Genomic DNA, 26,053 nt, shown 5'->3' with positions numbered 1-26,053 from the left:
ATTGCGTCATTTTAAATTATTATATCATTATACCAGCTGATGCACTAGGATAAAAGTTCAGACACCACGGATTTTTTCCGCAAGTGCGTCGATTTTGCGCAAACGATGGTTTACGCCTGACTTACTGACCTTTCCTCCGAGCATTTCGCCGACCTCTGTCAAATTCATATCCGGATGCTGAAGCCTTATCTCAGCTACTTCCTTCAGCTTATCAGGCAAGCTATCCAGTCCTACTTCACGTTGAAGCAGCTTAATGTTCTCGATCTGACGAACAGCTGCACCGATCGTTTTATTTAGATTGGCCGTTTCGCAGTTTACGATCCGGTTTACTGAATTGCGCATGTCGCGCATGATTCGAACATCTTCAAACTTGAACAGAGCTTGGTGCGCACCAATAATATTGAGGAGCTCGATTATTTTCTCGCCCTCTTTGATGTAGAAGATAAATCCCTTTTTTCGTTCAATGCATCTTGCGTTAAGATCAAATTTGTTCGCAAGGTCAACTAAAGACTCACAATGCTCTTGGTACATCGAAGAGATTTCCAAGTGATAAGATGAACCTTCTGGATTGTTAACCGATCCGCCAGCAAGAAACGCACCCCGTAGATAGGAGCGTTTGCAGCAAGGCTTGCGAATGATTTCCTTATCGATGCCTAAATTGAACATAAAACCTTCCGATACAATTTTGAGCTCGCTTAATATTTCCTGAACTCTAGCCGGTATACGGACGATATACACGTTGTTTTTTTTCAATCTCATCTTTTTACGGACAAGCAGTTCTACATGCACATCATAATGTTTTTTGAGCAGGGAATAAATCCTTCTGGCAATCGCGGCATTTTCCGTTGAGATGTCCAAAACGACTTTGCGGCTAGATACGCTAACCGAACCATTCATCCGTATGAGTGCAGATAGCTCCGCTATCTCACAGCAGCTGTCCGCTTCAATTAATGTCAGCTCTTTCTTTGTTTGGGCCGCAAATGACATTGTGTATCACCTCTTTCGTAACATCCAGTTCTCTACCAGCTTATAAATATGATGGCTTAAGCGTTCGGCATCATGCCGAAGAAAAGTGCGAAACAATACTAGCCGATCCGCAATGACTTCATAACCCTTTTGCGTAACTGCATCTAAATCCAAATGGACGGCCTTTGCGCCAAGCTCAGCATATCTGCTTTCGATTTGCGGCGGAATTTCGCCGTCATTTACAATGACATAATCGAATAGATGTTGACCGATATGAGCATGAATGGCATCAAGGTGATCGCCTACCGAATAATTATCAGTTTCCCCAGGCTGGGTCATAACATTACATACAAATAATTTTACTGCTTCTGATTCCACGATCGCAGTTGCCAGTTTAGGAACTAGCAAGTTTGGAATAATACTTGTATATAAGCTGCCCGGTCCAATCAATATAGCATCGGCCTGTTCGATGGCCTCGACCGCCTCTCGCAGCGGTTCGACATCGGCTGGTTCCAAAAATACTCGTTTAATGACCTTGCCAGCTTTCGGAATCATGGATTCCCCTGTGACAATGCTGCCATCAGCCATTTCCGCTTTAAGTACGATAGCCTGATTTGCTGCGGGCAGAACCCGTCCTCGAACAGCTAACACACGGCTCAGCTCACGAATCCCCGTTACAAAGTCGCCGGATATATCGGTCATTGCTGCCAGCATAAGATTGCCAAGGCTGTGGCCTGCAAGTCCCGGTACCGTTTTGAAACGATACTGAAGAACCTCAGTCAGCAGCGGCTCAGCATCCGCTAATGCCATAAGTACGTTCCGAATGTCACCCGGAGGCGGAATTTGCAGCTCATTGCGTAAAATGCCTGAGCTCCCGCCATCATCGGCAACCGTAACGATCGCGGTAATATCGAGCGGTTTCTCCTTAAGACCTCGCAGCATAACAGAGAGACCTGTACCGCCGCCAATTACGACGATTTTAGGCCGTCTCATTATCTTGTGTCTACTTTGCATTCTCTCACCTCGTCAATGCTTGTCACGTTCGGCATCGCGATGGCTGACACGCACACGTTCCGTATCACTGCTGCCGAGCATGCGTCCCAAATATTCTGCTATAGCAACGGAACGATGCTTACCGCCAGTACAGCCAATACCGATAACAACCTGACTTTTCCCTTCCTTACGATAAAGCGGAATAAGGAATTGCAACATATCCAGCAGCTTCGTTAGAAATTGCTGAGTTTCAGGCCATTTCATAACGTATTCATATACATCGGGATTTTGACCGGTATTTGGGCGCAGATGCTCGACATAATGCGGATTAGGCAAGAAACGAACATCATAGATCAAATCCGCATCGATAGGAATGCCATATTTAAAGCCAAAGGAAGTTACATTTATCGACAAGCTGTTTTGCTCTAGGTGTGTAAAATGAGAAATAATACGTTCTTTCAATTGTGCTGGTTTCAAAATACTCGTATCAATAACCTGTGATGCCCAGCCCTTTAAATCCTCAAGCAGGCGACGTTCGTTGCGAATGCCCTCAAGCGGCATGCCCTCAGGCGCCAGCGGATGACGACGTCGGCTTTCCTTATAGCGCTGAACCAAGACAGAATCAGTTGCATCCAAAAATAAGATTTCACAGCTAATCGTATAATGCTCCTTTATATAGGCCAACGACTCCGAAAGCGCCGTGAAAAATTCACGCCCGCGCAAATCGATAACAAGTGCAACGTTGCCGATTTTACCGTTCGACTGATCGATCAACTCTGCAAATTTAGGAATAAGAACGGGCGGCAGATTATCTACGCAGAAGAAACCGAGATCCTCCAGGCTTTGGACAGCAATGGTCTTGCCCGCGCCAGACATCCCGGTTATAATGACAAGCTTTGCTACTGCTGCTGTCGTTTCCATGAATAAACCTCCTAAAGACTTTGCGAATGCAAAGTCACTTCGTAAGGATACGCTTAAGGTTTGCTAGGGCAAACCTACTTCGTAAGGATATGCTTAAGGTTTGCTAAGGCAAACCTACTTCCTATGGATAAGCTAAGACTTTGCAGATGCAAAGTCTCTTCGTCATTTACAACTATGAAATTAACCTCTTAGAATAAGGCCAGCTGCGCCTACAACGCCAGCATTGTTGCCTAGTGTTGCCGCTACGATTTGCACATTTTCTTTCGCTTGATCCTGTGTATACTTGTCGAATACTTCACGAATTTGCTCGAATAAAAATTCTCCAGCCTTCGAAACGCCACCGCCAATGATGAAATATTGCGGATTCAATACAATAGCGATCATCGCCATTGATTTACCCAAATAATAAGCAGCACGGTTTACGATGCGAGTTGCTACTTCGTCTCCTGCTTTAGCCGCATCAAGAACATCCTTCGCCATAATATCCTCAACAAGTGAAAGCGATGTACGATCGCCGCGTTCAACCGCATCCTTTGCCATACGGATAATGCCTGTTGCAGAGGATACCGTTTCCAAGCAGCCAATTTTGCCGCAGCCGCATATAATAGCTTCAAGATCAGGCACGATAGCCATATGACCAAGCTCGCCAGCCATACCCATAGAACCTTCAACGATTTTACCATCTATAATTATTCCGCCGCCTACGCCTGTGCCGAGTGTGTAGCATACGCAGTGCGCGATGCCTTTGCCCGCTCCGCCCCAAGCTTCGCCTAGTGCAGCAACATTCGCATCATTATTAACTTTAACTGTCTTATTCAGCTCTTGCTCCAAATAAGCCTTAAGATTGACGTTCTCGATTTTTAAGTTTGGTGCAAATTTCACAATTCCGTTTGGAATATCTAGGAAACCAGCAATACCAACGCCTACCCCGTCAACTTGCTCCCAATCATAGTCCGATTCCACTACGATTTGTTGTGCATATTTCGCAATATTTTGAAGGATAGTGTCCGTTCCTTTACTCGCCTCCGTCGGCCCCTCGTACGTCTGGAGCAATTGCCCATCCGAATTACAAATACCTACTTTAATAGCAGTTCCGCCGACATCGACTCCAACGTAAATCTTCTCAGACATCACTAGTCCACCTCATCAATATGTTAATCTTCTCTTGTAACACTATAAGCGACCTTCATCCTCTGGTCAAGATAGAGGAATACTGGCAAATCAACCATTCTGGGCTTGGAAAAAACGCCTTCAGCATTTAATGAAAAAGCTATACCTTCAAGCATGTCGCTCTGCTGGTATAGCCCCTTCTTTATCTTATGTTGCAACTCGTCAAGTATTAAAGCGATTTGCTCCAGTCGTGCGTAATTGCACCCTCCAAATATCTTTCACAATCCAGCGCAGCCATACAACCGCTGCCTGCTGCTGTAATTGCTTGACGATATTTGCTGTCTTGAACATCTCCACAAGCGAACACGCCCGGTACGTTCGTTTCAGATGTACCTGGTTTCACAACAATGTAACCATGATCGTCTGTATCGATTTGGCCTGCTAGGAATTTCGTGTTTGGCGTATGGCCGATAGCGATAAAGATTCCGTCTGTATCGATAACATCCTCTTCACCTGTCTCATTGTCACGAACTTTAAGCCCAGTAACACCCATGCCCGTTGCTACAACCTCAACCGGTGTACGGTTTAAGCTCCAGCTGATTTTCTCGTTCTCACGAGCGCGATCCTGCATGATTTTTGATGCGCGAAGCTCATCACGACGGTTAACAAGCTCTACATTTGAAGCAAAACGAGTAAGGAAGTTTGCTTCCTCCATCGCAGAGTCGCCGCCGCCTACTACGATAATTTTTTTACCGCGGAAGAAGAAGCCATCGCAAGTTGCGCAAGTGCTTACGCCACGGCCAACGTTTTCTTTCTCGCCTGGAATGCCGAGGTATCTAGCCGATGCACCAGTAGAAATAATGATGCTCTCCCCAACAAGCTCGCCATGGCCTTCCACTTGAAGCTTGAATGGACGCTCTGACATATCCACGCTATTAACCCAACCCGTAATAAACTTGGCGCCAAAGCGCTCCGCTTGCTTACGCATGTTTTCCATCAGCTCAGGACCCATAATCCCTTCCGGGAAACCAGGGAAATTCTCAACCTCTGTTGTTGTCGTCAATTGACCGCCCGGTTCTGGACCTTCAATAATGAGTGGGCTCATGTTAGCGCGAGCCAAATAAATAGCTGCTGTAAGCCCCGCAGGACCAGTACCGATAATAATTGATTTGTACATAAGCTTCACCTCGTAAAAGTTTATTCGTCCTGTAATTCTTGCGTAAAGAAGACGGAACTCATCGACTTCATCTTTTCTTTGATGCCGCAAACTTCATCAATAATCTTGACGTTCTTGCTGACTGTCGCAATAGATGTACCGTATCTGGTGGAAACTTCGTGATAGGAGATAGCACGACGATGCATTTTTGCAGTCAAATATTCTAATGCGGCCGCCCAGCTCTCCGGCTTCGTAAGCTTCGGAGCATCTGGATATACTCGCGTCAAAAATTCCACCCATAAGGTCATCAAATCATGCTGCTGAACCAAATCATACTGCTTGCTCATGCGATCAAGAGCGATATCTGCAACAGCCTGCCATTTATCTTCCCATACAGGCAGACTTGAAGGGACCCTGTTCGGCTCAATGACCGTTTCTTTGCCTTCCAGCACCACATGTAAAGGCTCTTGTACGCCCATTGTCCGGAGTACAAAGATGGCAATCCGTTTCAGATAATCATCCTCTTCCTTCTCGAGCAAAAACGTCTGAAGAACATCCTTCACTTCGCTGTCGGCGATCATCCCTAGAGCCTGAATAACCTGCAGCTTCGTGTCCTGATCACCATGACGCAGCGCCCAGAAGAACGACGACCGTACTAAAGGATCACGCTTCAGATGATCGGGAATGCCATCGGAGGATTTCTCCCATAGCTTAAACTGCTCTTCGAACGGCAAATGATAGTGATAGCTGATGGCAGCCGTCTGCTGCCCGCTTCGTACTAGCTCAAGCTGCTCCATATAATAAAGAGGAATGCTTGATTTTGGATCAAGCTTGATTGTCTGCTTCCATAGGCGCTCTGCTTCCTGCAAACGTCCGATATTGCAAGCTGCAACAGCCGCGTAATGATACAGGCTTGGATCCTGAGTGAGCTCTGAGTCTTTGAGAAGTCTGGTGAAATGCTTATAAGCAGCACCATGCTCTCCTAAGATGCCCATTGTTGTTGCCAGTTTAAACACATGCTCTTGATGGAACGGTACCGTCTTCGCAAGCAGCTCAACAAGCGGCTTCAAGCTTTTTTCATCGTTCTTGTGCTGATAAAAAATAGCAAGGTTGCACAGCGCATGCAGGTTGCCCGCTTCAAGATCCAGCACTTCATGAATCGTATCCATCGCTTTATCGAACATGCCCATATAGTAATAGGCTAATGCCAAATTATTTCGAGCAGCTAAAAAATCTGGCTGTCCTTCGATAATTTTCTCCAAAATGCGCACAGCCTCAGTGAATTTACCTTCCTCCAGCAGCGTGCGCGCCAAATCATGCTCGACCATGCCTTCACGAGACTTAATGTTGGTTAGACGAGTAGGACGCTCCAGTTCAAAATGCAGTAGATCCATCATATCTTCCGCTTCATCCAGAAACTGTCCTTCGGAGTCCTCTTCCAAATATCGAATAAGCGAGCCCTCGGCTGCTTCATATTGTTCTAAATTAGCAAAATTGTTCGCCATATAGAAATGGCACTCCGTCATCGTCGGATCAAGCTCATCTACAATCCAACCGAGGATTTTATTCGATTCCTCATAGTTGCCCATTTCAGAAAGAATGCCGGCCATATTACAATGGTTTACCGGATTCTCCGGCTCGTATTCGACGGCGCGACGAAAATATTTAAGTGCCTTGTCATAATGGAGCCGATCAAGCGATCGAACCGCACGTTCGAAAAAAAACGTAGCGTCCCATTGAACCGGTATGACTTTCGTCTGTTGATCTACGGCAACTCGTTTCTTTTCTTTCACCCGCAAGGCACCTCCCGTTACTTCCGATTTTATACGATTATACCATAGCAATACCCCTGAGAACATGAAAGAATATGTGGGAAAATCGCGGATGGCAAATACACCACCCGCGATTTCCCACGGCATTACTATTCATTTCGTTAGTTCTGCATTCCTTTTGAACGTTTAGACACCATTGCTTTTGAACAATGTGCTAATGGAGCCGCCCTCCAAAATAATGCGTGTTGCTTCAGCTAGAAGCGGCGCAACGGAAAGCACTTTGAAGCGTTCAGGAGTCGATTCCGGCAAGCTGATTGAGTCTGTGACGATGACTTCTCTAATATTTGGATGATCCAAACGCTCAATGGCAGAGCCGGAGAATAACGGATGCGTAGCGCATACAAATACATCCTCAGCGCCGCGCTCCTTCAAGCTTTCCACAACGTTAACAATCGTAGATCCCGTATCGATGAGATCCTCGATAATAATCGGAGTTTGACCTTCGACATCACCGATAACATGTGTGATAACTGATTCATTATGCGCAGGGCGTTTCTTGATCATAATCGCAAACGATGTATCCAAGTAGTTCGCTAGCTTCTCAGCAGTTGAAGCACGTCCTGCATCCGGCGATACAACAACCGGGTTCTTGATGTTTTTCGACTTCAAATAATCGCTGATTAAATCTAGCGCAGTCATATGATCGACTGGAATGTTGAAGAAGCCTTGAATAGCTGGAGCATGTAGGTCGATTGTAATCACTCGGTTCGCTCCTACTGTCGTGAGCACATCCGCCAGCATTTTCGCTGAAATCGGCTCCCGAGGTGCTGCTTTGCGCTCCTGACGCGCATAACCGTAATAAGGCATGATGATGTTGACCGTTCTTGCGGAAGCACGCTTCGCCGCATCAATCATAACAAGCAATTCGACAAAATGCTCGTTGATTGGATGTGAGAATGATTGTACGAGAAATACATCGCAATTCCGAATCGTTTCCTCGTAATGCACGTAAATCTCTCCGCTTTTAAAACGGGACATCTTGATCGCACCTAGCGTCAGACCAAGCTCTGCACTAATTTTCTGAGCCAATACCGGATTAGACGAACCCGAAAAAATACGCACCTTGTCGCTTAACATGATACCCTCCTGAGCGTTAAAACCAATTAATTTGACGGAACAAGTACTCGTCTTTGCCGGATCATTCGACAAAGCTTATTTGATCATCTATATTATACATGGAATTTACGATATTTCAAAAATCAATCATCACTAATTTTCGACAATTAAATGTCGCAAGCTGCTTAAAGCCAACTTCTTTGAGTAAATCGTACGCTTGATCCAAATATTGGCCTAGTCTTTCAGGCTGGTGAGCATCCGAACCAACCGTCAGCGGAATGCCTAGTTCCAGTGCATATTCCAGCATTCTACGGCTCGGAAACATCTCTGCTGCAGGTGTGCGAAGGCCCGATGCGTTGAGCTCAATCGCAAGTCCATGCTTCTTGACTGCCTCTAGTGCAGCTTTCTCCAAATGGGTAACATTTTCCTCCGGCTGAAAGCCAAAACGCTTGATGACATCAATATGTCCAATGTAGTCATAGAACCCGCTTGCGGCTGCTTTGCCCACGGCTGCGTAGTACTGTTCGTATACAGCCATACGATTGCGGCCTTCCCAGCCTCCCGTTTGCCGGAAATCCGTGATGTCCCACTCCTCAAGAAAATGAACAGAGCCAATCACATAGTCCCAAGGGTACGCGCTCACGATCGCAGCGATCTGCTCCTCGCAGCCCTCGATATAATCGCCTTCAAGCCCAACACGTATGTCGATTTGTCCCTTATACTTTTCCTTAAGCGCAAGGCATTCCTCCACATAACGCGGAAGCTCATCCATCGGCATAGCCATTTCCGGATAATAAGTCGCAGGGTCAACATGGAGCAGAGGCATATGATCGGAAAGGCCGAGCTGCACGAGTCCGATCTCTATGCCCTTCTTTACATATTCCTCTAGCTCTCCGACGGCATGACCACAGCGAGCATGATGCGTATGGTAATCGATAAACATGTGCGTACCGGCCTTTCTGCTGTCATTTATCTTTCAGCTTCCATTATCTCATTTTATTTGTTGTTGGCTTGCCGTGACGATTGTTAATTTCGCTGATTACATCATCTAGCGGCAATCCGCGTTCACGAAGCAATACCATCAGGTGAAAAATAAGATCGCCAACCTCGCTGCGAAGCTCGTCGTTATCTTTATTTTTCGCTGCTATGATCACCTCGGATGCTTCTTCGCCAACTTTTTTCAAAATCTTATCTACACCTTTATCGAACAGGTATGAGGTGTAAGAGCCCTCAGGACGCTCTGCGTAACGCTCAGCAATCACGCTCTCTAACTGTCCAAGCGTAGCGAAGCGGTCTGCAGTGGATTGTCCCGCCTCTGAGGAAGCATCTGTGTTCCCGGCTACTTCAACCGAATTAAAGAAGCAGCTATAGCGTCCTGTGTGGCAAGCTGGACCTTTTTGCTCCACCTTAACGAGCAATGTATCACCGTCGCAATCATAAGCCAAAGAGACGATGCGCTGCGTATTGCCGCTTGTCGCTCCTTTGTTCCAAAGCTCATTACGCGAGCGGCTCCAATACCAAGTCACGCCGGATTCAACGGATAGCTGAAGTGATTCCTTATTCATATAAGCCATCATAAGCACTTCTTTGCTTTGCACATCTTGAACAATAGCTGGTACTAGCCCCGCATCGTCCCATTTAATTTTTGAGATAAGTTCATTATGATTATTTTCCGTCATCGTACCTCTACTCCCTTCAAGCGCAAGTCGTCCTTCACTTCACGAATCGTCATTTCTTTATAGTGAAAAATCGTTGCAGCTAGAGCCGCATCCGCATGTGCCATTTGGAATACATCGTTAAAATGCTCGACTCTACCCGCTCCGCCCGAAGCAATGACAGGAATGCCAAGCGAATCAGACACCGCCTGCGTAAGCTTGATGTCGAAGCCATCTTTGGTGCCATCGGCATCCATGCTGGTCAGCAAAATTTCACCCGCGCCTAGCTTCTCCACTTCACGTGCCCATTCGAGCGCCTTAATGCCAGTCGTTTTGCGTCCGCCGTGCGTGTAAACTTCCCATTCGCCCCACTCAGCATTAAACTTCGCATCAATCGCCACCACGATGCACTGTGATCCGAACTTGCGTGACCCTTCTTGAATAAGTGCCTTGTTTAAAACCGCAGCTGTATTTATGCCGATTTTGTCCGCGCCAGCGCGCAGCAGCCGCTTCATATCATCGACATGAGAAATGCCGCCGCCTACCGTAAACGGAATCGTAATTTCCCCAGCGGTCCGCTTGACGACTTCAATCATCGTCGCACGCCCTTCAACGGAAGCCGATATATCTAGAAATACAAGCTCATCTGCGCCCTCTTGGTCATAAGTGGCCGCCAGCTCGACTGGGTCTCCCGCATCGCGTAGGTTCACAAAATTAACACCCTTCACAACGCGGCCATCCTTCACGTCAAGACAAGGAATGATACGTTTCGCCAGCATATTGCACTCTCCTTTATGCCCGTAGTCGAGCTTAATTGTCTATCCGGTAACACTCGACATTACTTAGGATTACTTGGAATCACTTTGATAAAACTGCTTGGATTAAGGTAGAAGCATCCTTACCAAGCAGCGAGTCTTAAACGATTTAATTGTTTAAGTAATTAACTTGCTTGATTATCTATTAATGCTTTTTATGCTTCGTTAATTTTAGTTAGTGCAAGAAAGTTGCCCAGCAGCTGCATGCCAAGCTCTCCGCTTTTTTCGGGGTGAAATTGCATGCCATATACGTTTCCGCGACCAACAATTGCTGTTACCTGCTGATAATAGTCTGTTGTTGCGAGCAGGTCGGAACTTATCTCCGGCTTCGCATGGAACGAGTGTACGAAATAAACATGCCCTTCGGTCAACCCATTAAATAGGGGCGATTGCTCTTGAAGGAAATTCAGCTTGTTCCAGCCCATATGCGGAATCTTGTAATCACCTGTAAAACGGCTAACTTTGCCGGGAAGAAGATTCAATCCCTCATTCGTTCCATACTCATCACTTTCGGTGAAGAGAAGCTGCATGCCAAGGCAAATGCCGAGCAGCGGCTTACCAGAAGCTGCATACGCTTTAGTCACTTCATCCATCTTCGTTTCCCGCAGGTTTTGCATAGCATCGCCAAACGCACCAACGCCAGGAAGAATCGCTCCATCTGAAGCTGCAATCTTCTCGGGATCGTCTGTTATAACCGCCTCGTATCCAAGACGCTCAACCGCTTTGCTTACGCTGTGGAGGTTGCCCATCCCATAATCAATAATCGCGATCATCCTAGAGCACTCCTTTCGTTGAAGGCACTCCTTGTACGCGAGGATCAATGCTTGTTGCTTCATCAAGCGCTCGTCCAAGCGCTTTGAACACCGCTTCAATCATGTGGTGCGTGTTTTTGCCGTAATGTACGATTACATGAAGCGTGATGCGTGATTCAAGTGCAAGCTTCCACAAAAACTCATGAACAAGCTCTGTCGAGAAGCTGCCTACTTGTGTAGATGGGTATTCGGCACGGTATTCAAAGTGTGGGCGGTTGCTCACATCAATAATAACCTGAGCCAGCGCCTCATCCATTGGTACAAATACACTAGCATAACGCTTAATGCCGCGTTTGTCGCCAAGCGCTTCACGAAGCGTTTGACCGATGCAAATTCCGATATCCTCTACCGTATGGTGATCATCGATGTCGATGTCGCCGCGTGCTTCTAATTCCAGATTAAACTGGCCGTGCTTAATAAATAGATCCAGCATATGGTTAAAGAAAGGGACATCTGTATCAATCTTTGCTTCACCTGTTCCATCTACTGCAAAAGTAAGCTTAATATCCGTTTCATTGGTCTTGCGTGCCACCGATGCTTCACGTACACGATTTTCCGACACTTTCATTCCTTCTTCCTATATGATTATGTTTGTTTTCATCATCTCAAATGCCCTGCCGCATAAGGGAATTCCAGTACATGCCGCTAAAGAGCATAAGAGTTATTACCTAGGTAATAACTCTCCTATACTTAATTGTTTGCCTAACAAATTTATCTATTTACGTTAAAATGTTTACCCGCGTTCCTTCTCAAGACGAACCTCGATTGCACGAGCGTGCCCTTCAAGTCCTTCGTGACGAGCCAGCGTCATGATTTTATCGCCATTAGCCATCAACGCTTCTTTACTATAGTAAATCAGGCTCGATTTCTTCAAGAAATCATCAACGTTAACTGGCGATGAGAACCGTGCTGTGCCGTTTGTCGGAATGATGTGGTTTGGCCCAGCAAAATAATCCCCAACCGGCTCCGAGCTGTATGGCCCAAGGAAAATAGCGCCAGCGTTCTGAATGTAGCCGAGCAAACGCATCGGGTCAACCGTCAGCACCTCTAAGTGTTCAGGCGCGATCTGATTAATAACGTCGATACCCGCTTCAAGTGAATCGACCAGCAGCACAGCGCCATAGTTGTCGATGGAGCTGCGTGCAATGTCTTGGCGCGGCAGGGTGGACAGCTGACGCTCCACCTCCGCTGCGACAGCTTCCGCAAGCTGCTGCGATGGCGTTACAAGGATCGCCGATGACATCTCATCGTGCTCCGCCTGCGACAGCAAATCCGCGGCTACATACGCAGGATCAGCTGAATCGTCAGCAAGCACGACGATTTCACTTGGCCCGGCGATACTGTCGATATCGACGGCACCGAATACGGCGCGCTTCGCAAGCGCCACATAAATATTACCCGGTCCGCATATTTTATCGACCGGAGCAATCGTGGCCGTGCCGTACGCAAGCGCGGCTATGGCCTGTGCGCCGCCGACCCGGTACATCTCCTTGACGCCCGATTCCGCGGCGGCAACCAGAATATACGGGTCGATGCCTTCCTTGCCGCCAGTTGCCGGCGGCGTCACCATAACAATTTCCGGCACGCCAGCTACCTGCGCCGGTATAACATTCATCAGCACGGACGACGGATAAGCCGCCTTGCCTCCGGGCACGTATACGCCGACCCGCTTGAGCGGTCGCATAATTTGCCCGAGCAGCGTTCCGTCCTGCTGCAAATCCATCCACGAGGTACGCATTTGCTTCTCGTGGAATACCCGAATGTTCACGGCTGCTTCGCGAATAGCCGTGAGAAAGTCGGCGTCAACATGCTCATACGCCGCCTGTATTTCCTCCTGCGTCACACGCAGCGACGCAGCGTCGAGCTTAACGCGGTCATGCTGCTCCGTGTACCTCAGCAGTGCTGCATCCCCCTCAGACTTTACGTCTGCGACGATCTTCAAAGCAGACTCATTTTGCTCAGGTGTCCCATAATCCACCTCACGCTTCAAACCAAATTGCTCCGCTCGCATAATACGCATATCATCCACTCCTTCCAATACTCACAAGGCTAATTATCCGTCCAGTCCAGCATGCACTTCACTTATCATGCCTCGTCTATACATGAAATGCTGCAGGCCCTACTTGGCGTTTGCTCGTGCTTCAGTGACACTCGCCATGCATCTCCCGCTCTTGCTAGGCTCGCTTTATCCGATCATGCTTTCTTCATACTTTCCGCTCTCTTCCTACCCCCGCTTAGCCAGCGCTTCCTGCAAGCGATCACACAGTCCTTGAATCGCTTCATTCTTCATCCGGTAGCTTACTCGATTCGCGATTAAGCGGCTCGTAATACCGAAGATCGATTCCATCTCCACAAGCCCATTCTCACGAAGAGTTTGGCCGGTTTCCACCATATCAACGATACGGTCAGCTAACCCGATCATTGGCGCAAGCTCGATGGAGCCATTTAGCTTAATGACCTCCACCTGCTGCCCGAGCTCACGGAAATACGCCGAAGCCACATTCGGGTATTTGGTCGCTACACGCGGATTCATAGTCGGCTTCCAATCCGGCATGCCAATAACAGACATCCGGCATTTGGCAATGCCAAGATCAAGCAGCTCATAAACATCTTTATTTTCCTCCATGAGCACGTCTTTGCCCACGATCCCGATGTCCGCTACGCCGTATTCCACATAAGTCGGTACGTCAACAGGCTTTGCCATAATGAACTCCATCCCTACCTCTGGAAGCTCAATAATCAGCTTGCGCGTATCATCAAAGTCGCTAGGAATCGGAAGCCCCGCTTCTCGGAACAGCTTGGAAGCTACCTTATAAATGCGGCCCTTCGGCATCGCCACTTTCAAAATATCTTTTGTCGCTCCGCTCATGTGGCGCTGCCTCCTTTAATTCCATTTCCGTCAAATGTCAGCAATGCTGTGTAGGCTACGCCTTTATAAGTAAACGATTGCTGCTGTGCCTTATTTTTAATCTCATCAAGAAGCGCGTTATTCGCATCTACCCGCTCTGTTACAACGCTTGCACCCTGCCCGCGCAGTTCCTGTGCTTTAACAAGCGCTTCATTGCGTCCAGCTGTATCATAGATAACCAGTGTGCGTTCCGTTTCACTCTCAGCGCCATCGCCAAGCAGCTCCAGAATACGCGTCGTCTTGAGTGCAAATCCCGTTGCAGGAGCCGGTCTGCCGAACTGAGCCAGCAGGTTGTCATAACGGCCTCCACTTACAACCGGGAAGCCTAGATCAGCTGCATACCCTTCGAAAGTCATCCCTGTGTAATAGGAGAAGTCACCTATCATCGTCAGATCGATAAGCACATGCTCACAAACCCCGTACGCCTTCAGCACATCCCATATTTCGCACAAATGTTGAATGGACGCCCGCGCTTTATCATCTACATTCAGCTGCAGCGCTTGATTACAAATCTCTTGCCCGCCGCGTAGACGCAAAACGCCTTCCAGCTCTTGCTGAACAGATTCATCCACGGATAATCCACGAAGCTGCTCGCGGTAACCTACAAAATCGCGGCCTAACAAGCAGCTCTTCAACTGCTCCTGCGCTTCTGCACGACCTGGCAAGGATTGCTCCAGCAAGCCGTTTAGGAACCCAACATGCCCAATAGCGATCTTGAAACGTTCAACACCGGCAGCTTTAAGCGACGCGATTGCAAGAGCAACAACCTCTGCATCCGCTTCTGCAGAAGAATCACCAACTAGCTCTACGCCCGTTTGGAAAAATTCTGCCTCGCGGCCCGCCTCTTCCTCTATCGCCCGAAACACATTAGAGTGATACGACAGACGCTGCGGAAAATCCGCTTGCTTCAATAAGGATGACACCACACGAGCGATTGGCGACGTCATATCAGAGCGCAGCACCAGCGTTGTTCCACGATTGTTAAGCAGCTTGAATAACTTCTGATCGGATGTAGAGCTGGCTACACCTACTGTATCGTAATATTCCATTGTTGGAGTTATAATTTGTTCGTAGCCCCAGCCCTGCATGCAGGCAAGAACCTGACGTTCAATATGACGCAGCTTAGCCACTGCACTTGGCAAATAATCTTTAACGCCTATCGGCTTCTCAAATACTTTTGGTTTAGACATCCAATATCACCTTCGTTTACTTTAGTGGTTTAAAGCGATACCATGTTACCATGCTAACAAATTAAAGAGTTTAGTCGTAATATTAGCATGAAAAGCTTATTTACGTCAAGTTGAAATCGATCCGTTTTACGTCAAAAAAGAAAGCCTCGACCGGCTGCGAGACGAACTCGCACGGACGAAGCTTTCCATAGCCCATTAGTTTAAAATGTTGCGCACATTCTCATCAAATTCGCTTGGCACGACCATTTCGCTTCGTCTAATTTCCCGCATCGGATTGCCTCCTACAAATGCATAAGCAGGCACATCCTTATGGACAACTGATCCAGCAGCTACAATGGCATGATCACCGATTGTTACACCTGGCAATATCGTCGTATTTGCTCCTATCATAACATGAGAGCCTATCACGACGTCGCCGAGACGATACTCCTTGATCAAATATTCATGAGTTAGAATGGTTGTATTATATCCGATAATTGTATTATTGCCTACCGTTATACGCTCGGGAAAAAAGACATCGACCATGACCATAAGTGCAAAAGCGGTATGTTCTCCGACCTTCATGCCGAGCAAACGGCGGTAAATCCAATTTTTTAACGGAAGAATCGGACAATAGCGCGCTAGCTGGATGCAAATGAAATTACGAACCGATTTGAATCGGCTGACCGTTGAATATACTTGCCACAGCGCGTTTGGCCCTTCCACCGGATATCGTTCAACTTTACGCAAATGTTTCCCGCTCCATTCCGACAAAGGAATAGAGATCGCGCATGTCGTGAATGACATGATGGGCTCCGGCATCCTTAAGGATTTGCTCGCCTTTTAGCGACCAAGCGACACCAACTGCTATCGCACCTGCTGCAATCGCCGACTCGATATCCACTGTGCTGTCTCCAACCATAATGGTCGTTGCCGGATCTGCGCCGAGCAGTCCGATTGCTTTGCTCACTGGTTCTGGATGCGGCTTAGCATGAACAACATCATCAATCGTTACAATGGTATCCACGAAGTCGAACAGCCCAACGTATTTCAAGCCGCGTTCCGTTGTCAGACGCATTTTTGTCGTAACGACGCCAATTTGGATACCTTGCTTATGCATCCGCTCAATAACTTCTATGACGTAATCAAATGGTTTTACATATTCATCATGCAAACGCAGATTAACTTCGCGATACGCTGCCACAAGATGTGTTACTTCATCCAATCCCGAGAATAGCTTCATTTGATCCGTAAGCGGCTGCCCCATGCTTGGAATAATATGCTCTCTTCCGAATCCTTCTGGTGCTACGCCTTGTAAAGACTCTATGAACGAGCGGATGATAAGCTCATTGGTGTCGATAATCGTGCCGTCCAAATCGAACAGCATCGTTTTGATATTGCCCGTCATCGATAAACCTCCCTAAATTACATTTAACGCTTGCCAACCTCATCATCTCTTTTAGTGCCAGCAGGTTGGTCTTTACCCTTTTTCTCAGAATCTGATCCCACATTACGCTCTGGCTTGCTAGTCGTAATTGGATCAAGGTAATGAGCAGAGGCAAGTCCCGTCTTACGTCGTACGATAATAAGTACAACCGCACCAACGATTAAGAGCAGCGCCAGTACTTGTGAAATCCTTATGTTGCCGTACGCAGGATCCAAGTAGCCTTGTTTGAACAAAACCTCCATTGGAGTCCAGAGGCCATTAATAAACGATGCCAGCCACGATGGTCCTCTAAATGCAAGACTGTCCGTACGAAGCGCTTCAATAAAGAAACGGCCGATTGAATACCAGATAAAATAGCTGGCCATCAGCTCTCCTGCGCGCAAAAACTTTTGGCGGCGAAGGATGAACAATATAGCAATACCGACCAAGCTCCATACGGATTCATACAAGAAAGCCGGGTGACGGTATTCACCTTGAATAAGCATTTGATCCACGATAAACGATGGTAAATGAAGTGTATTGCGAAGGAAAGACTCGCTAACCACACCGCCATACGCCTCTTGGTTCATGAAGTTTCCCCAACGACCAATCATTTGACCTGCAAGCAGTCCAGGTACACAAATGTCTACCAAACGCCAGAAGTTATAACCTTTATAGCGGAAATAGAAGAACCCGCAAATAAAAGCTCCGATTATCGCACCATATATCGCGATACCGCCATTCCATATTTTGAACACATCTACAAAGTTGCCTTTATAATCTTCCCATTTGAACGCTACATAATAAATTCGCGCTCCAATAATGGCGGAAGGGACGCCCAGCAGCAGCAAATCCATGAAAAAATCCGGCTTAATTCCGAATCGTTTACCTTCTTGCACTGCGAGAAGCAGCCCCACTAATGCCGCCGTTCCCAAAATAATGCCATACCAATGCACTTCAATAGAGCCTAATGTGAAGGCAATTGGGTTTAATATCAATGTCTTCATTTAGTTATATCCCCTTTAGGTTCAATCGTATTCGTCCATATCGTCAGCGATCGTTTCCGTAAGCTTATTCGTAAACTGCAGCGCCGCATTGTAACCCATTCGTTTCAAGCGGAAATTCATTGCTGCCACCTCGATGATGACCGCTAAGTTACGACCGGGTCTTACTGGCACAGTTACGAGCGGAATGTCCGTCTCGATAATACGGGTCGTTTCTTCATCCAATCCAAGGCGATCATATTGCTTGTCCTGCTGCCAGTTTTCCAGCTTAATGACAAGGCCGATACGCTTCTGCGTCCGAACTGCCCCTGCGCCAAAAAGTGTCATTACATTAATAATACCCAGCCCTCTAATCTCTAGCAGGTGACGAATAAGCTCTGGCGCACTGCCGTGCAGCTGCGCATCGGAGGTTTGCATAATTTCTACTGCATCATCAGCGACAAGCCGGTGTCCGCGTTTGACAAGCTCTAGCGCCGTCTCGCTTTTACCGATGCCGCTTCCTCCAGTAATAAGCATTCCAACGCCGTATACGTCAACAAGAACGCCATGAATCGTTGCTGTCGGAGCTAGCTTTCTCTCCAAAAAGTCCGTAATTCTGCTGGACAAAATGGTTGTAGCCACATTGCTTCTGAGCAGCGGAATTTGTTTCTCATTACATTGATCTACAAGCTCTTGAGGCGCTTCCAGCCCTCTTGTCAAAATAATGCAAGGTGTATCCTCGTTGCATAAACGAACCATACGATCCTTGCGCTCTTCACCGTCCAGCATATTTAGGAACGAGATTTCCGTTCTTCCAAGCAGCTGTACGCGCTCACTTGGATGGTAGTGGAAATATCCAGCCATTTCGAGTCCAGGCCGATACAAATCATCTACTGTAATGGCGCGCTTCATTCCATCCTCGCCCGCAATAATCTCAAGCTGAAATTGTTTAACGAGCTCAGATACTTTCACTTTTTTCGGCATCGTAGGGCCTCCCTCATATGACAACTGCTATTGTGTATATGTATGATATTTTCCAATGTCTTCATCGTAAAGGAAAAAGGCGCTGAACGCAACGTTTCCTCCGCTGCTCAGCGCCTTCGACTTATTTTATCGGTATACTTATCGGTTTTAATACATAACCAGGGTACTGCTCAATACTGAATGTTAACGGCTGCTTGTAATCTGCTGCTGGAATTCGATAAACATAGGTCACTTTATCTTCATTTGAATTCCACTGCACCCCCCGATTATCTGAAATAGGGTAAGATTCACCAGCACCGTCCTTAAAGGTGCCGCCGTGCGGAAATAATGTATACCCCGGCTTCTTATCGATCTCATCCTGACTTAGCAAATCAAACTTCACTTCATACTCACCATTTAGCAGCTCTTTGCTGGCTAATAGAAGCCTATTATTCGGTGATGATAAAGTTTCTATTTTATCCGTATCCACTGTGATGCTTAAATTGTTTTCCGACAAGTACAAACCGTCCGCAATTAAAGTTAACTTTTTGGGCTTAACGAAATAACTGCTCTTAAAGTGAAGGGTAATTGATGTATTAGAATCGCCAAATGCAGAATTCGACTCATATCGCCTGCCTTTCTCATCAACAAGCGCTATATTTATAAAACCATTTGCGTGTTTGTCATTATTTGCATCTGCTTCGATTGTCACTGCTATTTGAAGCGGTGTTATGACAGCATTTTTCACCGTAAAACGTTGTCCTCCGACCTCAACCTTTTGCTCGATCGAGATTTCTTCACGCATCCCCTCGAATCTTTTATGCTCAATTGGAAAATCAACCTTTAGCCACTGACCGCCAAGCAATAGGCTGAATTGTAAGCTCTCCGGCATTTTAGAACCTTCGCCCATTAGTATATCTAAATATTGATGCACAGGAACGCTTGAATCCTCGGTATCATCATTCGGATAATGCGATGAACCAATGGAAGCGACCAAATCCTTACCATCACTCGTTTTTAATTTATACTCCAGAAATCCTGTATTGCCGTTAATTCCTGGTCCCTCTACCGTATACAGAATAGCCATACGCTGATCATCGGCTATAATACCATCAACCGTAAAAATGTAGCCGTTTTTCTCGTCCGAGAGCTTTATAGGCTGTATGAAATCATTTTCCATTGCTGTAATCAAGGACTTATCTCCCTGAATCAACTCAACAAACCCGCTGAAACCCGGAATTTCCTTCACAATAGAAGCAAACACAGGAGATACGCGAACGAACGCGGTTAGAAGTAGGATTACACTTAGCCCTGCAGCAATCATGCTCACACTCCATCTTTTTCTGTTTCTACGTATGGATCGCTTCCGCCCCTGCTCAATCCCACTTCGTATTGCTGCATCCAGCGCCAGCTCCGGCATCACAACAAGCTCCTGATTCACATGGTCAATGTCACTTCGCAGCGCCTGATTGGCTTGCCTGAACGGCGTCTCCTTGGCCTCGCTCATTTCGTATCTCCTCCTTCATATGTGCCATATCTGCTCTTAGTCCTTTTAATGCTTTGTTCAGCCATGTTCGAATGGTTCCATCAGGCTTCTCCAATAGCTCGGCAATTTCCGTAATCGTCATATCTCGATAATATTTGAGTGTTATCACCATACGATAGTTAACCGGAAGCAGTTGAATCTGCGCAGCCATATCAAGACGTGCTGCTGTCTCATCGTACTCTACTGTCTTTTCCCTCAAATCATATTGCTCGGCTATCGAATCGGTAGGACGCTCCCTCGTTTGCTTCTTCTTAGCATCCATACACACACGGATCAAAATACGAATGGCCCACGTTGTAAAAAATTTTGGCTCCCTTAATGTGTGCTTTTTCGTCCATATCCGGCAAACCGTTTCTTGTATAGCCTCTAATGCATCCGACTCATTTCGCATATATGAATAAGCAATCCCATACATTTGATGCTTATCTAGATCAATACGCTGCAGCAGCGCCGTTTCATCGCCCCGTATAGCCGCTTCAGCCCACTCATCCTTATTCATGCCTCTTCCCTCCTGCCCAGGCTGCCTCTCATTTCTTATACATTATTCCTGTTTTGTATTAGACAGCCGAAGCATGGAAACGGTTTTGTTTGACTCCTATTTATTTAATCGCAACAGTCAATTCGACAAAAACGCCCTCTATTTTTAAATAAAAAAAAGAACGATCGGATAATCCGACCGTTCTTCTTCCATACTATTTATTAAGCTTCGAAAATGTTAAGTTCTGTCGTTTTGTCGAACAAGTGTACTTTGTTCATGTCAAGCGCAAGCTTAACAGTTGTGCCATCACGTAGACCAGAGCGGCCATCAACACGAGCGATAACTGTGTCAGTGCCGATACCGTTCAGGTACAAGTACATCTCGTGACCAAGGTTCTCAGCAACCTCAACATTTGCGTTCACGATTGTTTGTGGGGATGCTTCCAAGAATACTGGCTCTTCGTGAAGATCCTCTGGACGAATGCCAAGAATCACTTCTTTGCCGATGTAACCTTTCGAGCGAAGCGATGCTGCTTTGCCTTCTGGAACAACTACATCAACGCCGCTTGCTTTGAAGCGAAGTGCGCCGCCTTGCTCTGTAAGCGAACCGCTGATAAAGTTCATCGATGGAGCGCCGATAAAGCCAGCTACGAAGATGTTAACCGGGTGGTTATACAGTTCTTCTGGTGAAGCTGTTTGTTGAATGAAACCGTCTTTCATAACAACGATACGGTCACCCATTGTCATTGCCTCGATTTGGTCATGCGTTACATAGATAGTTGTTGTTTCAAGACGTTTTGTAAGCTTGCTGATTTCCGCGCGCATTTGTCCACGAAGTTTCGCGTCCAAGTTGGAAAGCGGCTCATCCATCAAGAATACTTGTGGCTCACGAACGATTGCGCGTCCTAGAGCGACACGTTGACGTTGACCACCGGAAAGTGCTTTTGGTTTACGGTCAAGCAAATGCTCGATATCTAGAATTTTAGCAGCTTCACGAACACGTTTGTCGATGTCTGCTTTTTTGAATTTACGAAGTTTAAGGCCGAAAGCCATGTTTTGGTAAACGTTCATGTGCGGGTACAACGCGTAGGATTGGAATACCATCGCGATGTCGCGGTCTTTAGGAGCTACATCGTTCACAAGGCGGTCGCCAATGAACAATTTGCCTTCGGAAATTTCTTCAAGGCCTGCAATCATACGAAGAGTTGTCGATTTACCGCAACCAGATGGTCCGACCAATACGAGAAACTCTTTGTCTTTAATATCTAAGTTAACGTCAGTAACCGATGCTTTGTCAGTACCCGGGTATTTTTTGTAAATGCCTTCTAAACGTACGCCTGCCATGATAATTTTCCCCCTAGAAAGAAATTTCGTTATGCCTATATCTTATCCCACTGGGGAGCTTGTGACTATGCACATACTTTACAAAAAAACTAATTTCTTTTCGTAACTTTGTACAATAGTAATATAATTTTGACTAGTACGGCATCCCTAAATTGACGAACATCTAAACCAGTCTCTTGTTTAAGCTTGTCTAAACGATATAATAATGTATTTCTATGAATGTATAATTTCTTCGCTGTCTCACTAACGTTGCAATCAAGCGTAAAAAATGTTTCCAATGTACTCAGCATTTCTGATTCAACGAATAGATCCGCTCTTTTTAACGACTGCTCCAAATATCTCGCACGATGAACCTCCGGAATAGCATTCAACAAACGTTCCAACTGAAGCATCCACGGCAAATAAATATTCGTTCCTACATGGAATTTTCGGCCGAGATTAATCGTCTCCCGCAGCAGCATCGTCGTCTCAATCATACCTTTTGCTGGTGATGAAGGATGAGCGACTGCGATATGACATTCACCAATCCACTCACTGGCAAGCATCTCATGTAATCCAAGCCCAATCGAAGCTAGACTATCCTCAATCGTCTCTTCCTCCTGCTCATCGAAAGCATCGGAATCCTCATCTCTTAGCAAGGACATCGAACCCCATATGAGCCATTCTTGGCTCTTGAGCGGAATAAGCAAGACATCGTCGGACATAAATGAACGCAAAAGTTTTTCTAATTCAGAATAGGTTGCATGCTTCGTGCCAGACTGCTCTGTAACGAGTAAGAAAGGTATCATTTCATTAAATAAGCGACTGCCAACGGTTAAATGATCAGGTAAAGAATATGCGGGCTCATCAGATTCCAGCTGCTTCTGAATCCAATCTCCAAGCTTAAGCGCTTGCCTCTCTGATTCAGAGAGCGCCGCATTTTTTTTCTCCATTAAATGTCCGCGGTTAAGCTGCAAAGTCCAGCTTATCAATTCCTTCTCTGTTGCCTGAAGCGATGGACAATCAATTTCTAATAAATCCACTTCATATTCCGCAGATGAAATGACAATCCACGTTTTTTCGTCTTTTTCTACGCGTTGGCCTTCTATAGGAGAAGATCCTATATGATCGCCTAACCACACCACATCAGCATTGCTAATTAAATCGTTCCACTCCGCTATAGATTTCGAAACAGCATGTACCGGACAGTTCAAAATGTGCTTCAGTGGCTTCAACCAGTCTGTCGTGCTCATTTCTCTATCTCCAATCTCCACAAGCATTTGCGGCTGCGTGCTTCCTCCTATGGGAGGACACCTATTGCGATTAGCAGCTCCATATAAGCGGATTAATAAGTAAAAAAAGTTTATTCGCACCTTTATGTGGAATAACGCTTTTTCCCGTCATTGTACCACAAGAGCTTGCTTAATTCAGCCTATTACCAGTAAAAGAATGATTGACAAGAGCGCAAATAACGCAGCAATTAAATATAGAAACGAAACCGTTTGAACCTGGCTCAGTCCCCATTTCATCAAAAGATGATGCGTATGCAGCTTGTCCGCATGATGCAAGCCTTTACCGCTTATAAGCCTGCGTAGCATGACATAAGCCGTGTCAAATATAGGCAATCCAAGCGCCAGTAATGGAACTAGCAAGGTAATGAATGTTGCTTTCTTAAACGCTCCATCAACAGCAATTACAGCAAGCGTAAAGCCTAGGAAGGTCGCTCCTGCGTCACCCATAAAAATTCTAGCTGGATAAAAATTATGAACCAAAAAACCAAAGCATGCTCCGGCTACAATAATGGCAAGAATAGCGGTGCTTGGCTGACCTTTGACGAGTGCCACCGTCAATAGCGTAAGTGCTGATAGCGTACATACCCCTGAAGCCAGCCCATCTACGCCATCAATAAAGTTGATCATATTGATTAACGCGAAAACCCATAGCATCGTAGTCAACCACGACACCCAATCGGGAAATGAAATAAACAAATGTGTAAACGGATTGGTGATCCCCGCAATTTTGATGTGAAATAAGCTTGGGATTGACGCAGCACCCATATAGAGAATGACACGCGGCCATATCGGAAAATCTTTCCCTTTTGCCTTTGACGCATCATCAAGAAGTCCAATAATTACGAGCACGGTTCCACCCGTAACTATGGTCCAAGTGAGCGGAGTGAACCCGATAAAAATAAACATCGTAACGATGCAGCCAACAAAAATAGCCGCGCCACCCATGAGAGGGATCGGCTTGTTATGTATTTTTCTCTGATTAGGACGATCGACAAAACCAAGTCGCAGCGCAAATACACGAAGCGGTGGTACGCTTGCAAATACGATCGCGAAGCTAATTAAAACCGCTAATCCGTATACCATTGCAACTACCCCTTTTTCTATTTCATTCCTATATGTATACATTGTTCCCTTATATCGATAAAATACAAGAAACAAATCAAACCTGTTTGACCAAATAACATCTGCCATGGTACTATCTATTCAAAGTTTACTTATCGGATTAATGTAATTTTATTTCCTACTATTTATTTGAAAAAGAGGAGTGCACCCATGTCCAAGATTGTAATTATTTCAGGCAGTCCAAATGCTTCATCCCGATTAAATGGCATAACACAGTACGTAGAGCAACAATTGATAACAAAAAGTCTTTCGGTTGATACCATAACCGTGGTTTCTTTGCCAGCCGAAGACCTAATTCACGCTCGTTTTGGCAGCCCTGCTATTATAGAAGCCAATCAGCTTGTCGAGAATGCAGATGCTGTTATTATTGCAAGCCCAGTTTACAAAGCATCTTATACTGGCGTTCTAAAAACATTTCTAGATCTACTGCCGCAGAAAGGACTTGATGGTAAAATCATTGCTCCTCTGTTTATCGGTGGCACCATCGCTCATCTACTCTCTATTGACTATTCCCTCAAGCCGGTACTCGCATCCATGGGCGCGAAATTATATGTAAGCGGAGTGTACGCCGTTGATTCCCAAATCGAGCGTTCACAAGAGCCAAATGAAGCTCCAGTATTTGAATTAAATGATGAACTTAAACTTCGTCTAAACGAAACGGTAAACGAGCTTGCTTATGAATTGAATCTACGGAGTAAAAACTAAGATTCATTCATTATCTGGTTTTAACTATGCAAAAAAAGAGTTTGCTCATCTTAATGATGGGCAAACTCTTTTTTATTTCAATTATAATCAAACAAAAAAACCGTAGATCCTAAGATCTACGGTTGTATAGGTTTGTTTAGAAAAAAATGGTGAGCCATGTAGGATTCGAACCTACGACACCCTGATTAAAAGTCAGGTGCTCTACCAACTGAGCTAATGGCTCTTGCTGTAAAAGAAATGGTGGAGGATGATGGATTCGAACCACCGAACTCAGAGAGAGCAGATTTACAGTCTGCCGTGTTTAGCCACTTCACTAATCCTCCATACTATTACTTATTTCTCGTCGCAACGAAAAATAAAGTGGTGGCTCGGGACGGAATCGAACCGCCGACACGAGGATTTTCAGTCCTCTGCTCTACCGACTGAGCTACCGAGCCTTACTTTAAAGAAAAATGGCGGAGCTGACGGGATTCGAACCCGCGGTCTCCTGCGTGACAGGCAGGCATGTTGGGCCACTACACCACAGCTCCAAGTGGATCCGGTCATAAAACCGAATAAGTACATATGGTGGAGGATGACGGGATCGAACCGCCGACCCTCTGCTTGTAAGGCAGATGCTCTCCCAGCTGAGCTAATCCTCCAGATGTTACGATAAAAAAGGTAATGGTAGCGGCGAAGGGGATCGAACCCCCGACCTCACGGGTATGAACCGTACGCTCTAGCCAGCTGAGCTACACCGCCACGCTTGTCCCCCGAATAGTTGTCGATTGCAGCGTTCGGGGACGCTTGCAAAGTCAGAACATTACGCCCTGAAAACTGGATA

Annotated in this window: 25 protein-coding genes and 6 tRNA genes; 1 reads left to right on the top strand and 30 read right to left on the bottom strand. The window is 46.2% G+C overall.

Annotation, left to right across the window (positions count from 1 at the left end; translation table 11 throughout):
- Positions 1-57: 57 nt before the first annotated feature.
- From whiA to ACIFSR_RS34255, 24 genes are all read right to left on the bottom strand, one after another.
- The gene (whiA, locus tag ACIFSR_RS34370) at positions 58-987 is read right to left on the bottom strand and encodes a DNA-binding protein WhiA (protein ID WP_076270746.1); all 930 of its coding nucleotides are present in this window, start codon (positions 985-987) and stop codon (positions 58-60) included.
- 6 nt (positions 988-993) lie between these two features.
- Positions 994-1,959: a gluconeogenesis factor YvcK family protein gene (locus ACIFSR_RS34365; RefSeq protein WP_339206022.1), complete on the bottom strand. Its 966-nt coding sequence runs from the start codon at positions 1,957-1,959 to the stop codon at positions 994-996.
- A gap of 33 nt (positions 1,960-1,992) precedes the next feature.
- Positions 1,993-2,880: an RNase adapter RapZ gene (gene rapZ, locus ACIFSR_RS34360; RefSeq protein WP_076270748.1), complete on the bottom strand. Its 888-nt coding sequence runs from the start codon at positions 2,878-2,880 to the stop codon at positions 1,993-1,995.
- 180 nt (positions 2,881-3,060) lie between these two features.
- On the bottom strand, positions 3,061-4,011 hold the full coding sequence (locus ACIFSR_RS34355; RefSeq protein WP_430063723.1) for an ROK family glucokinase: 951 nt from the start codon (positions 4,009-4,011) through the stop codon (positions 3,061-3,063).
- A 208-nt stretch (positions 4,012-4,219) separates the two neighbouring features.
- Positions 4,220-5,167, bottom strand: a complete 948-nt coding sequence (gene trxB, locus ACIFSR_RS34350; protein ID WP_339206019.1) for a thioredoxin-disulfide reductase — start codon at positions 5,165-5,167, stop codon at positions 4,220-4,222.
- A gap of 20 nt (positions 5,168-5,187) precedes the next feature.
- Positions 5,188-6,939: a tetratricopeptide repeat protein gene (locus tag ACIFSR_RS34345; protein WP_339206018.1), complete on the bottom strand. Its 1,752-nt coding sequence runs from the start codon at positions 6,937-6,939 to the stop codon at positions 5,188-5,190.
- 165 nt (positions 6,940-7,104) lie between these two features.
- A complete protein-coding gene (locus ACIFSR_RS34340) occupies positions 7,105-8,055 on the bottom strand; it encodes a ribose-phosphate diphosphokinase (RefSeq protein ID WP_076270752.1) in 951 nt (316 codons plus the stop codon).
- A gap of 115 nt (positions 8,056-8,170) precedes the next feature.
- Positions 8,171-8,977, bottom strand: a complete 807-nt coding sequence (gene hisJ / locus ACIFSR_RS34335; protein WP_430063720.1) for a histidinol-phosphatase HisJ — start codon at positions 8,975-8,977, stop codon at positions 8,171-8,173.
- A 43-nt stretch (positions 8,978-9,020) separates the two neighbouring features.
- A complete protein-coding gene (gene hisIE, locus ACIFSR_RS34330; protein ID WP_430063718.1) occupies positions 9,021-9,713 on the bottom strand; it encodes a bifunctional phosphoribosyl-AMP cyclohydrolase/phosphoribosyl-ATP diphosphatase HisIE in 693 nt (230 codons plus the stop codon).
- Positions 9,710-10,468, bottom strand: a complete 759-nt coding sequence (hisF, locus tag ACIFSR_RS34325) for an imidazole glycerol phosphate synthase subunit HisF (protein ID WP_339206014.1) — start codon at positions 10,466-10,468, stop codon at positions 9,710-9,712. The genes hisIE and hisF overlap by 4 nt, the downstream gene beginning before the upstream one ends.
- A 191-nt stretch (positions 10,469-10,659) precedes the next feature.
- Positions 10,660-11,277 carry an imidazole glycerol phosphate synthase subunit HisH gene (gene hisH / locus ACIFSR_RS34320; protein WP_430063716.1) on the bottom strand — a complete coding sequence of 206 codons (618 nt, stop codon included), beginning with the start codon at positions 11,275-11,277 and terminating at the stop codon, positions 10,660-10,662.
- A 1-nt stretch (position 11,278) separates the two neighbouring features.
- On the bottom strand, positions 11,279-11,884 hold the full coding sequence (gene hisB, locus ACIFSR_RS34315; protein WP_076270756.1) for an imidazoleglycerol-phosphate dehydratase HisB: 606 nt from the start codon (positions 11,882-11,884) through the stop codon (positions 11,279-11,281).
- A 165-nt stretch (positions 11,885-12,049) separates the two neighbouring features.
- Positions 12,050-13,336, bottom strand: a complete 1,287-nt coding sequence (gene hisD, locus ACIFSR_RS34310) for a histidinol dehydrogenase (protein WP_430063714.1) — start codon at positions 13,334-13,336, stop codon at positions 12,050-12,052.
- Between the two features lie 204 nt (positions 13,337-13,540).
- Complete coding sequence (hisG, locus tag ACIFSR_RS34305; protein WP_076270758.1) at positions 13,541-14,185, bottom strand: ATP phosphoribosyltransferase; 645 nt, start codon at positions 14,183-14,185, stop codon at positions 13,541-13,543.
- Positions 14,182-15,414: an ATP phosphoribosyltransferase regulatory subunit gene (locus tag ACIFSR_RS34300; RefSeq protein WP_430063712.1), complete on the bottom strand. Its 1,233-nt coding sequence runs from the start codon at positions 15,412-15,414 to the stop codon at positions 14,182-14,184. Before ACIFSR_RS34300 ends, hisG begins: the two co-directional genes overlap by 4 nt.
- 195 nt (positions 15,415-15,609) lie before the next feature.
- Complete coding sequence (locus ACIFSR_RS34295; RefSeq protein WP_179089910.1) at positions 15,610-16,143, bottom strand: acyltransferase; 534 nt, start codon at positions 16,141-16,143, stop codon at positions 15,610-15,612.
- Complete coding sequence (ppaX, locus tag ACIFSR_RS34290; RefSeq protein ID WP_076270761.1) at positions 16,136-16,801, bottom strand: pyrophosphatase PpaX; 666 nt, start codon at positions 16,799-16,801, stop codon at positions 16,136-16,138. Before ppaX ends, ACIFSR_RS34295 begins: the two co-directional genes overlap by 8 nt.
- Before the next feature lie 23 nt (positions 16,802-16,824).
- Complete coding sequence (gene lgt / locus ACIFSR_RS34285) at positions 16,825-17,826, bottom strand: prolipoprotein diacylglyceryl transferase (protein WP_430063710.1); 1,002 nt, start codon at positions 17,824-17,826, stop codon at positions 16,825-16,827.
- A 21-nt stretch (positions 17,827-17,847) separates the two neighbouring features.
- A complete protein-coding gene (hprK, locus tag ACIFSR_RS34280; protein ID WP_076270762.1) occupies positions 17,848-18,786 on the bottom strand; it encodes an HPr(Ser) kinase/phosphatase in 939 nt (312 codons plus the stop codon).
- A 121-nt stretch (positions 18,787-18,907) separates the two neighbouring features.
- A complete protein-coding gene (locus tag ACIFSR_RS34275) occupies positions 18,908-20,272 on the bottom strand; it encodes a DUF4179 domain-containing protein (RefSeq protein ID WP_339206006.1) in 1,365 nt (454 codons plus the stop codon).
- Complete coding sequence (locus ACIFSR_RS34270) at positions 20,217-20,810, bottom strand: sigma-70 family RNA polymerase sigma factor (protein WP_339206004.1); 594 nt, start codon at positions 20,808-20,810, stop codon at positions 20,217-20,219. Before ACIFSR_RS34270 ends, ACIFSR_RS34275 begins: the two co-directional genes overlap by 56 nt.
- A 200-nt stretch (positions 20,811-21,010) precedes the next feature.
- Positions 21,011-22,132: an ABC transporter ATP-binding protein gene (locus ACIFSR_RS34265; protein WP_076270765.1), complete on the bottom strand. Its 1,122-nt coding sequence runs from the start codon at positions 22,130-22,132 to the stop codon at positions 21,011-21,013.
- A gap of 89 nt (positions 22,133-22,221) precedes the next feature.
- Positions 22,222-23,364 (bottom strand): PucR family transcriptional regulator, encoded by a 1,143-nt coding sequence (locus ACIFSR_RS34260; protein WP_076270774.1) that lies wholly within the window; start codon positions 23,362-23,364, stop codon positions 22,222-22,224.
- A 174-nt stretch (positions 23,365-23,538) separates the two neighbouring features.
- Positions 23,539-24,486 (bottom strand): glycosyltransferase family 4 protein, encoded by a 948-nt coding sequence (locus tag ACIFSR_RS34255; protein WP_076270766.1) that lies wholly within the window; start codon positions 24,484-24,486, stop codon positions 23,539-23,541.
- Positions 24,487-24,675: 189 nt separating this feature from the next.
- Here ACIFSR_RS34255 and ssuE point away from each other — a divergent pair, with 189 nt between their 5' ends.
- On the top strand, positions 24,676-25,230 hold the full coding sequence (ssuE, locus tag ACIFSR_RS34250) for an NADPH-dependent FMN reductase (RefSeq protein ID WP_430063706.1): 555 nt from the start codon (positions 24,676-24,678) through the stop codon (positions 25,228-25,230).
- Between the two features lie 147 nt (positions 25,231-25,377).
- Here the strand turns inward: ssuE and ACIFSR_RS34245 are convergent.
- The 6 genes from ACIFSR_RS34245 to ACIFSR_RS34220 form a co-directional block, all read right to left on the bottom strand.
- A tRNA-Lys gene (locus tag ACIFSR_RS34245) sits at positions 25,378-25,453 on the bottom strand.
- 15 nt (positions 25,454-25,468) lie between these two features.
- Positions 25,469-25,553 (bottom strand) — tRNA-Tyr (locus ACIFSR_RS34240).
- Positions 25,554-25,591: 38 nt separating this feature from the next.
- A tRNA-Phe gene (locus tag ACIFSR_RS34235) sits at positions 25,592-25,667 on the bottom strand.
- Positions 25,668-25,683: 16 nt separating this feature from the next.
- Positions 25,684-25,760 (bottom strand) — tRNA-Asp (locus ACIFSR_RS34230).
- Between the two features lie 35 nt (positions 25,761-25,795).
- Positions 25,796-25,871, bottom strand: a tRNA-Val gene (locus ACIFSR_RS34225).
- Between the two features lie 23 nt (positions 25,872-25,894).
- Positions 25,895-25,971: transfer RNA gene (locus ACIFSR_RS34220), tRNA-Met, on the bottom strand.
- Positions 25,972-26,053 lie beyond the last annotated feature (82 nt).

Source organism: Paenibacillus sp. NRS-1760 (assembly GCF_050467785.1).
Classification (GTDB): domain Bacteria; phylum Bacillota; class Bacilli; order Paenibacillales; family Paenibacillaceae; genus Pristimantibacillus.
The sequence above is the reverse complement of the archived record's forward strand: the minus strand, read 5'-3'. Positions and strand labels throughout refer to the sequence as shown.